The 9,389-nt window shown below is 48.8% G+C and carries 7 protein-coding genes; 3 read left to right on the top strand and 4 right to left on the bottom strand.

Going from position 1 to position 9,389, the window contains the following annotated elements; all coding sequences use genetic code 11:
* Positions 1–55: 55 nt before the first annotated feature.
* A complete protein-coding gene (gene menB, locus V3S16_RS09680) occupies positions 56–913 on the bottom strand; it encodes a 1,4-dihydroxy-2-naphthoyl-CoA synthase (protein ID WP_413884481.1) in 858 nt (285 codons plus the stop codon).
* A gap of 270 nt (positions 914–1,183) precedes the next feature.
* On the opposite strand from menB, the gene fdhF reads away from it, so the two are divergent.
* Positions 1,184–3,220 carry a formate dehydrogenase subunit alpha gene (gene fdhF / locus V3S16_RS09685; protein ID WP_413884482.1) on the top strand — a complete coding sequence of 679 codons (2,037 nt, stop codon included), beginning with the start codon at positions 1,184–1,186 and terminating at the stop codon, positions 3,218–3,220.
* A 413-nt stretch (positions 3,221–3,633) separates the two neighbouring features.
* Here fdhF and V3S16_RS09690 read toward each other — a convergent pair whose 3' ends face one another.
* The 3 genes from V3S16_RS09690 to V3S16_RS09700 form a co-directional block, all read right to left on the bottom strand.
* A complete protein-coding gene (locus tag V3S16_RS09690; protein WP_413884483.1) occupies positions 3,634–4,554 on the bottom strand; it encodes a methionyl-tRNA formyltransferase in 921 nt (306 codons plus the stop codon).
* A 304-nt stretch (positions 4,555–4,858) separates the two neighbouring features.
* Positions 4,859–5,440, bottom strand: a complete 582-nt coding sequence (locus tag V3S16_RS09695) for a lysophospholipid acyltransferase family protein (RefSeq protein WP_413884484.1) — start codon at positions 5,438–5,440, stop codon at positions 4,859–4,861.
* On the bottom strand, positions 5,437–5,835 hold the full coding sequence (locus V3S16_RS09700; RefSeq protein WP_413884485.1) for a hypothetical protein: 399 nt from the start codon (positions 5,833–5,835) through the stop codon (positions 5,437–5,439). The genes V3S16_RS09695 and V3S16_RS09700 overlap by 4 nt, the downstream gene beginning before the upstream one ends.
* 591 nt (positions 5,836–6,426) lie before the next feature.
* Here V3S16_RS09700 and V3S16_RS09705 point away from each other — a divergent pair.
* Positions 6,427–8,142 carry an adenylate/guanylate cyclase domain-containing protein gene (locus V3S16_RS09705; protein ID WP_413884486.1) on the top strand — a complete coding sequence of 572 codons (1,716 nt, stop codon included), beginning with the start codon at positions 6,427–6,429 and terminating at the stop codon, positions 8,140–8,142.
* A gap of 105 nt (positions 8,143–8,247) precedes the next feature.
* On the top strand, positions 8,248–9,389 hold a 1,142-nt coding region (locus V3S16_RS09710), incomplete at its 3' end, for a vWA domain-containing protein (RefSeq protein WP_413884487.1).

Raw genomic sequence — 9,389 nt, forward strand, 5'->3', positions numbered from 1 at the left:
CTGGGAAACACGGCCGCGCCGCCTGTACCCAGATGTTCAACTTTGATTGTTCCATTTAACGTACTAGTTCAGCCACAAAGACACTAAGGCTCTCAGTGCTTCTGGGGAAGTTCGAAAAGTCCGGCTTGCGTTTTTCGAGAAAAGCATTGCGTCCTTCCTGACCTTCCGCGGTCATGTAATACAGCATGGTGGCGTGGCCGGCAAGTTCCTGGAGTCCTGCCTGGCCGTCACAGTCTGCATTCAACGCTGCTTTCAGACAGCGGATGGCGACCGGTGAGTTCGCCAGAATCTCCCGGCACCACACAACCGTTTCCTCTTCCAGTCTTTTAAGCGGCACGACCGTGTTTACCAGGCCCATCTCCAGCGCCTGCCGGGCATTATACTGGCGGCATAGAAACCATAACTCCCGAGCCTTTTTCTGGCCGACCACCCTGGCCAGATAGCTGGAACCGTAACCGGCGTCGAATGAACCGACCCGCGGTCCGGTCTGACCGAAGACAGCGTTATCGGCCGCAATGGTCAGGTCGCACATCAAATGCAAAATATTTCCGCCGCCGATGGCATAGCCGGCGACCATGGCAATCACCGGTTTGGGGCAGGTGCGGATCCGGCGTTGAAATTCAAGCACATTCAAATGGTGGTCGCCTTTTTCATCTTGATACCCGGCTTCGCCGCGCACTCTCTGGTCGCCTCCGGAACAAAAGGCTTTGTCGCCTGCACCGGTCAGTACAACGACGCCGATGGAATGATCGGCGCGGGCGTCTGCCAAAGCCTCGATCATCTCATTGACCGTCAAGGGGCGAAAGGCATTGCGTACTTCGGGACGATTGATGGTTATTTTGGCGATCCCCTCGGCCTGGTGATACTTAATGTCGGTAAATTTTTTACTTTCAGTCCAATTAATAGTAGCCATATTCTTTCCTTTGTTGATGGCGTCGTAAAAAGTCCCATCTACTGCGTTGTAGTATTTTTTCAGACACTCGGCATACTACATGTATGGCCTCGTTCCTGAAAAAATACTACGCCTTGTATATGAACCTTTTTACTTAGCCATCTATAGTTGAATTCGTGACTTTTTACGAGATCATCATTGTAATTGATAGAGTAAAATACTGAAATAATTTGCAGAATAGTACCAAATGATTTAACCTGAACTTCAAACATATACCAAGGAGCGTTAGGTATGGATTACAAAATCATTCCTTCAGTTTGTTCATATTGCGGCACAGGGTGCGGTATCCTTTTCCAGGTGATGGACGGAAAGCTAACCGATACCCTCCCGATGAAAACCCATCCGGTGAATGAAGGCAAACTTTGCATTAAAGGCTGGAACCTGCATGAACACGTGGTTAGCGATAAGCGCCTGACTACTCCCCTGATTAAGAAGAATGGAGAGTTGACGGAAACCACCTGGGATGACGCCATCCAATTTTCGGCCGACAAGCTCAAATCGATCATTCAAGCCCATGGCCCGGACAGTGTCGGTGTCCTGACTTCTGCTAAAATCACTAACGAAGAAAACTACCTGGCCCAAAAGTTTGCCCGGGCGGTGATCGGCACTAATAATGTCGATCACTGCGCACGGCTCTGACATTCCTCTACAGTGGTAGGTCTTGCCGCTGCGTTTGGAAGTGGAGCCATGACAAACTCCATTGAGGAAATCGAGGATGCCGCCTGTATCTTTATCACCGGTTCAAACACCTCGGCATGCCACCCGTTGATTGCCCGGCGGGTTTTCAGGGCCAAGGAAAAAGGGGCCAAGCTGGTCGTGGCCGATCCCAGAAATATCCAGCTGTCACGCTTTGCCGATGTGGCGGTAACCCAGCGTGTAGGAAGCGACGTAGCCATGTTGAATGGCATGATGCATATCATTGTCAAAAATGACTGGCACGATAAAAGCTACATGGAGGAAAGATGCGAGGGGGTTGAGGAATTTCTTGCAACCCTGGATGCGTATACGCCGGACAAGGTTGAGACCATCACCGGTATTGCCCCGGCGGATCTGGAAAAGATGGCCGAACTGTACGCCACCAATTCTCCGGCTTCCATTCTTTATGCCATGGGAATTACTCAGCATACTACCGGTGTGGACAATGTTAAAAGCATCTGCAATCTTGCCATGCTGTGCGGCAATGTCGGCGTAAAGAACGGCGGCGTCAACCCTTTGAGAGGGCAGAATAATGTTCAAGGCGCCTGTGATATGGGCGGCCTGCCCAATGTTTTTCCGGCCTATCAGCCGGTAACCGTTGAAGCCAACACCGAAAAATTTTCCAAAGCCTGGGGAAAAGAACTGCCCAATCAGCCGGGCTACACCATCCTCGACATGGTGCAGGCCATGATCGACGGCAAATTAAAGGCCCTGTATGTCATCGGAGAAAATCCCAAAATGAGTGATCCCGATCAAAACCATCTTGACAAAGCCCTTGAAAAGCTTGAAATCCTGATTTGCCAGGACATTTTCCTGTCGGAGACGGCCGAGAGGGCCGATGTGGTTCTGCCGGCGGTTTCCGTTGCCGAAAAGGACGGAACATTTACCAATACAGAACGCCGCTGCCTAAAGGTCAACAAAGCCATAGAACCCTTAGGGGATACATTGGCAGACTGGGAAATCATCTCCAGGCTTTCCACGGCCATGGGCTATGAGATGAAATATGATGGTCCCGAAGAAATATTCAAGGAACTTACCACCCTGACTCCGAGCTATGCCGGCATGTCTTACGAAAGACTGGGACTGGACGGACTGCAATGGCCCTGTCCCAACCCCGAGCATCCGGGAACCCGGTTTTTGCACAAGGAGCAGTTCACCCGCGGCAAAGGCCTTTTTCATGCCATCGAGTACCTTGATCCTGCTGAAATGCCGGACGACGAATACCCCTATTTTCTCACTACCGGTCGTATGTTCGCCCAATATCATAGCGGTACCATGTCGCGCGTCTCACCCCATCTGGATGCCGAGCAGAAAAACGGATATGTGGAAATCCATCCGCAAGACGCCGAAGCATTGGCGGTCAAGGATGGTGACAAGGTTAAGCTTTCCACCCGCAGGGGTGAAATTGAAGCACCGGTCCGCATCAGCCATAAGGTAAAACCCGGCCTGCTTTTCGTGCCGATCCATTTTTCGGAAAGTTCGGCCAATGTGCTCACTAATTCGGCCTTTGACCCCATCGCTAAAATTCCGGAATACAAGGTTTGCGCGGTTAAGATCGAGAAAGCCGCCTGATTATAAAATCGCTTGACGATTTTATATAACGCGGCTTCGCCGCTCTAATAATACCTATTACAATACAAGACCTTTGAAAATACCCTTGGCAGGCATTTTCAAAGGTCTTTTTTTTCATAAATAGCGGTTGTTATAAATCTGTTCCGATTGAATCTATTGGGTTCATATTTGTAGCAAGCCGCCGGATGATTTCGTTTAGGTCGGGAAGCTGTCTGAGCAAATTAGAGCGCGTTAAAGCGAACATCATCAAAGTGTCTCCATTGGGAGAACAAAATCATATTGCGGTACTATATTCTTAAAACCATAGCCATGTTCGCTTTTACGCGCTTTTATTTGCGAGTTCTTGCCGATCTAAACGAAATTATCCGGTGGCGGAAACGGAACGTTATTTTGACAACTACTATAAATCCACACTAGGTGCCGAATACATCTCCAACATTCAGTCCCTTTTTAGCGACAAATTCGGCTGCAACAACTTTCCCGATTTCAGGTGCTCGGACTTTGGAGACAGTAAGTTTGCCTCCGGATACGGCCAACTGCATCCCCTGGTCATCAATCTGGAGGATGGTGCCCGGTGTCTTGTCATGGGAATCCTCACTGAGTTTTGCCCCGTAAAAACGAACTTTCTCATCATTGAACACCGCATAGGCACCCGGTTGAGGATCGCAGCCGCGTACCAGGTTGTAAAGTTCCGGGGCCGGCTTGGACCAGTCGATGCCGGCCACACGGTCATCAAAGGGCGGTTCATAGGTGGCCAGAGCTTCATCTTGAGAAATTCTGGGAGCCTTACCTTCTTTGATCAGATCGATGGACTCTAAGATGGCCTCTACTCCCATGGGGAAAAGGTAGTTGAAATAGAGGGAACCGGTGGTATCGTCAGGGCCTACGTCAATTTCTTTCTGCAAAAGGATTTCACCGGTGTCGATACCGCCGTCCGGCCAGAATATCGAAAGACCGGTCCTGGTAGCTCCCATGGTCACGGCCCAGTTAATGGCGCTGGCTCCTCGATGGCGCGGCAGTATGGAAGGATGGTAGCAGATGGCCCCTTGCGTGGGAACTTCAAAATAGCGTGCCGGGATAATATCCGTGACAAACGCCAAAACAGTAAGGTCCGGTTTTATCGCCTTGTACTCGGCCAACACCTGATCATCTTTATACGTTGTGGGCTGGTAAACCGGAATGTCCTGGGCAACGGCCGTGTCCTTGAGGGGATCGGTGCGGCCGCCCGGCCTGTCAGGTGGTACATAAACCGCCACAACATTATCACCCCTTGCCAGCATACTTTCCAATGTTTTTACGGCAAAGGCCGCCTGGCCAATGAGTAGGATTCGCATACGCCACCTCCTGATTTTTGTGGGTGAGAAAATCTAGTTATACAATCGCTTCGCGATTCTATATAACGTGGCTTCGCCGCTCTAAAAAAGGAAATTCCTATACTATCGAGTTAAGGCTGGATTGCAGTTCTGGATGTAAGCTGAAAACCAATACCACGAATTTTAGCATAAAGAAAGAATACTTTTATTATAGCAACTGTCAAAATAAGGTTCCGTTTTATGGAAACAGCTATAAGTAACAAAACAGGGTGAGAAACTTGAGTTTATAGCAGTTTTGAGATGGGTTCAAAAAATTACTGCAAAATCAGTCCATTGATTTTTCAGAAAATTTGCCGGTGATACCGCCGTAAAACGCTCTGATTGTCTGCATGTCCGCATCAATATTTCCGGTTGGATAAATAAACGGACCTATCCCTCCTACTTTGCGTCGGTAGTCGAGAAAGCCCAGTGCAATGGGAACATTGGCGCCCTTGGCAATATGATAGAATCCTGTTTTCCACTTTTTGGCCCATGAACGGGTGCCTTCCGGCGCTATCGTAAGGATCATTGTTTTATTCTGATTAAACTGTTGAATAGTCTGGGCCACAATGTTTTTAGATCTGGATCGGTCAATGGGTATGCCTCCCAGCCATTTGAAAAACCCTTTAAACGGCGGGCGAAATAAGGATTCTTTTCCCAGCCAGCATATTTTGCCTCTGAGAACAAAAATGATAAATAACATGTATGGAAGATCCCAGTTGGATGTATGGGGAGCACCGACCAGTACAAATTTAGGAACAGCCGGCAACCGGCCTTGCGCACGCCACCCGGCAATTTTTAAGGCAATTAGCGAAAACCAGCGAAAAAGTGTTTTCAACCCGGGAGTATCGAAGATGGTACAATTCAATTTTTAAATTCCAGAAAAAGTCTCTCGTTTTCACCATCAATTTCGGGTTGGTTATTTTTCCAATCAAAAATGCGGCATGAATCTGATTCTCCGGTTGGAATTGAACAGCCGATAAATGGTAAAAAGGGGTCTCCGACTATCGATTTATAATTCAGCATCATGGCTTGGGTTTTAGGGAAGGAATCAAACTCCAAAAGCTGAGTAAAAAATACTCGGCATTCGCCTTGAAAAAAATCGCTCGATTTCCTGAGTTCGACAATTCGATCTTTGAACTTTTTAATGGCAGTTTCGTGGTTGTCGGATTCGATGATCAGGCTGAATTCGCCATGCCTGCGTTCGGATTCCAAAACTTCTTGCTGATCGGTGACATGCAGAAAATTTCCTATGTATATCATACCTTTCCTCTCATTCTTTTATTAGTTCAGATCTCGCAAATATTGATAGATGATGCGGTGAAATTTTGGACAAAACGCTCCATCTCTAATCAAAAATTGGGTTCAAAGGTTCAACGTTCAAAGGTTCAGAGGTTCAAAGGTTAACCCAGAACCCTGAACCCAGAACCTAGACCGCCCTGATGTCCAAATTTATGTGCAGTCCCATGGTATATAAAGGGCTACGGTCATTTATATAAGGTAAATAACGAGGTCTGTAGTTAGAAAATAGCGAAGATACTGTGATTTCGCAACCGATTTCTTAATTGCGCACATAACGACCGGCTGATTCTGCTTGACATATTGACACAAGTCGTTGTATTTAAATGAAATCATCGGATAGCGGTTTTGGCGACATGCTGGAGCCAACCGGTGTTGATCACCTTGAAGCTCCCGTTTTGAACTGAAACAGCGAGTGTATTCATCGCAGTTTGCCGCAGCGCAGCGCAGATCCCGCTAATCGGGACCACAGGGAGCTTCAATAGCGTTTCGCTATGCAAAAACAACGGCAGGGCCGTGCTCCTGCTTGATCAAAACAAATGTCACAATAAGACTATGATAATCAGTTATTCGCTGCCATTACAACCGCCGAAACAGTTCGAGACTGAATCGAATTCGATCATCTTCGGCCGCTACCCTTCTCCCGACCAGCATGTTGATATCGATCTGGTAGAAGATGATTATATTTCCCATGTTCATGCAGTCCTTACTTTTGAAAACAATGAATATTGGATTGAAGACCTGGGCAGCGCCAATGGTACCTGGGTGAACGGAGTTGAAATTAAAACCAAAACGCGGCTGATGCCGGGGGATAAGGTGCAGGTTGGGTGGACGATCATTGAAGTTCAGATGGAACCGGCACCATCCGCCGATGATCCTGGCCATGATACGGACGCTGACGTTCTGATTTCAGAGTTGGCGGAACCGAAAGTTACCATATCCGATGATGATCCGGCGCCGGATTCTGCAACCAGTCTTACGAAACTAGTGGATCCGATACCGCCTATTGCGGAACCGGATCCAGTGCCGGCCTCCGAAGGGACTATTGTTGATTTAACGGATATTACGACACGCCCGCATGCTATAACCGGACATGGTATTGCGGATGAAATGCTTGAGCAGTCACGGCGGCAATTAACAGCCCTTAACGACCTCTGTCAGATGTTAAGTACAGCCGACTCGCTCGATTCTCTGGTGCAAATTCTGGTCAAACATTTGCAAAAGGCGATTCCCAACGCCCAGCGCGGAGCCGTTCTCTTGCCGGACGAGCGGGGCGAGTTGCTTCTCAAAGCTCACTGGCCCCAGGGGGATCATTCCGTTAGTATGACCTGGATCAAACGCGCCTATGACAGGCATGAGCCTTTTATCTGGTCTGCTGCTGAAAGCCATACGGGAAATGATACGCCTGAAAGTGCTATTTACTACAGCGTACAGTCGGCGATTTATGTTCCGCTGCTGTTGGGAGAGCAGGTTCTGGGAGTGATGTACGTTGACAACTATTTAACCCATGAGGCCTTTTTTGGGACCGATCTGGAATTGATGCGCGCCATTGCCAACCAGGTGGCGATGTTTGTCAGGGATCACATATTGCGCAAAGACCTAAAACGTGAAGAAGAGTTGCGATCTTATCTTTCAAGGCAGTTTTCCCCCAAGATTGCCAAACGAATTTGCGCCAAAGACAGCCGTTTACGGACCGAAGGAGAGAGAGTGGATCCGGTTACTATTCTCGTCTCGGATGTGCGCAGCTTCACCGCGCTTAGTGCCGAGATGGAGCCGGACGAAGTTGTCCGGATGCTCAATGAGATGTTCGATGCCTTTGTCCCGATCATTTTCGAACATGACGGTGTTGTGGACAAATATGTCGGCGATTCGGTTTTAGCGGTATTCGGCAGTCCCGAAAAAGATGACAAACAGTGTGAAAAGGCAGTTAAGGCGGCGCTGGAAATGCAGCGGGCGGTCCGCAAGCTGGGCGAAGGCAGAAAAGTGCGCCGGCTGCCTGTTTTTGACGTAGGCATCAGTGTTCACACAGGTGCAGTCATCCACGGTTTCATCGGGTCCGCGGAACGGTTGGAGTATACGGTAATCGGCGCCACCGTCAACCTTGCGTCAAGGTATTGCGATGGCGCCGCAGCGGGTGAAGTCGTCATCAGCCAAACTGTTTATGAGCGCGTCTATCATTTGGTCAATGTCCAGCCCAAGGTGATCAGAACCAAACATCCGGAAACAGAACCCGATCTCAAAGCATTCGTTGTCAAGAACCTGAAAAGATAGACTCCGAATCCATTCTGCTGTTTCAGTTCAAAGGTCTCGCTGTTCCAGTTGACACATAGAGGGCCTTTAATTATACTTTATAAGTTTAGGGAGGAGACATTGCCGGTGGAGCAAAACCGTTTGAACTGCAAAGTTAAAATATACCTGACAGCCTGCTTGCTGATAGTGGTTACCATATCTGCGCCGGCTTGGGGCCAATCCATCAAAGAGTTGACCATCAACTATATCGAGACCGTAACGGCTGCTGACAAGTTAGCAAATCAGGTGCGTGTATATGCCAGTGTAACCGCTGCTGATGGTAATCCCGTTTTGGGGCTGTCGGCCGCAGATTTTGAAATACTTCAAGACGGCCGGCAGGTTGCCGTCGAAAATGTGTCTCCTGCCACCGATCCCATGGCCGTGGTGCTGGCTATAGACACCAGCGGAAGCATGCAGGCCAAAGACAGGACCGGACGGACCTCGATGACCGCAGCTAAAAAGGCTGCCGTCAATTTCATTGCCATGTTGGCCCGGGATGATCGGGTGGCGCTGTTTAGTTTCAATAATGAACCGATTTTAAAAGTGGATTTTACAGGCGATAAAAACGCTGCAATTAACGCCGTTAATGCACTGGCCGCCAAACCGAATGCAGCAACATGTTTATATGATACGGCCTTTGAAGCTGTTAAAAAAGCAGCAGAGATTCCCAGAGGAAGGCGGGCAATCATTCTGCTTACCGACGGCAAGGATGAGAAAGCAGGTCGTGCCTGCAGCATGCACACGGCCAACGATGTGATCGATGTCGCCACCACCAAATCAATTCGCGTACCGATTTTTACTATCGGCGTAGGCCCCAAGGTTGATGCCCGGGAACTCGGTCGCATAGCCAGTTTCACCGGAGGGCGGAATCTGTTGGCGACTTCTCTATCCGATCTTCAGGGGCTTTACCGCGCCATTGCCAATCAACTGAAAAACCAGTATCTAATTACATATATTACTCACAGTCCAAGTGGAGAGCATACGCTGGTTTTGAAGGTTCAGCGTGCAGGTGCCCGCAGGCAGGATGAAAAGCGTTTCTGGTCACCGCCGCTGCCGGTTTCCCGGCCGCTGAGCATTAGCTTTATCGAACCGGGCACAGCCGACCAAGTCAAAGGTGTTGTAAAGATAAAAACAAGCATCAAACCGGAAGGAGCGATTGCCAAAGTAAGATACTATGTAGATGCCAGCCTAAAAGAAGAGCGTGCCATTGCTCCGTTTGATATTTTTCA

It is taken from the genome of Candidatus Desulfatibia sp., from assembly GCF_036446775.1.
Classification (GTDB): Bacteria; Desulfobacterota; Desulfobacteria; order Desulfobacterales; family UBA11574; genus Desulfatibia_A.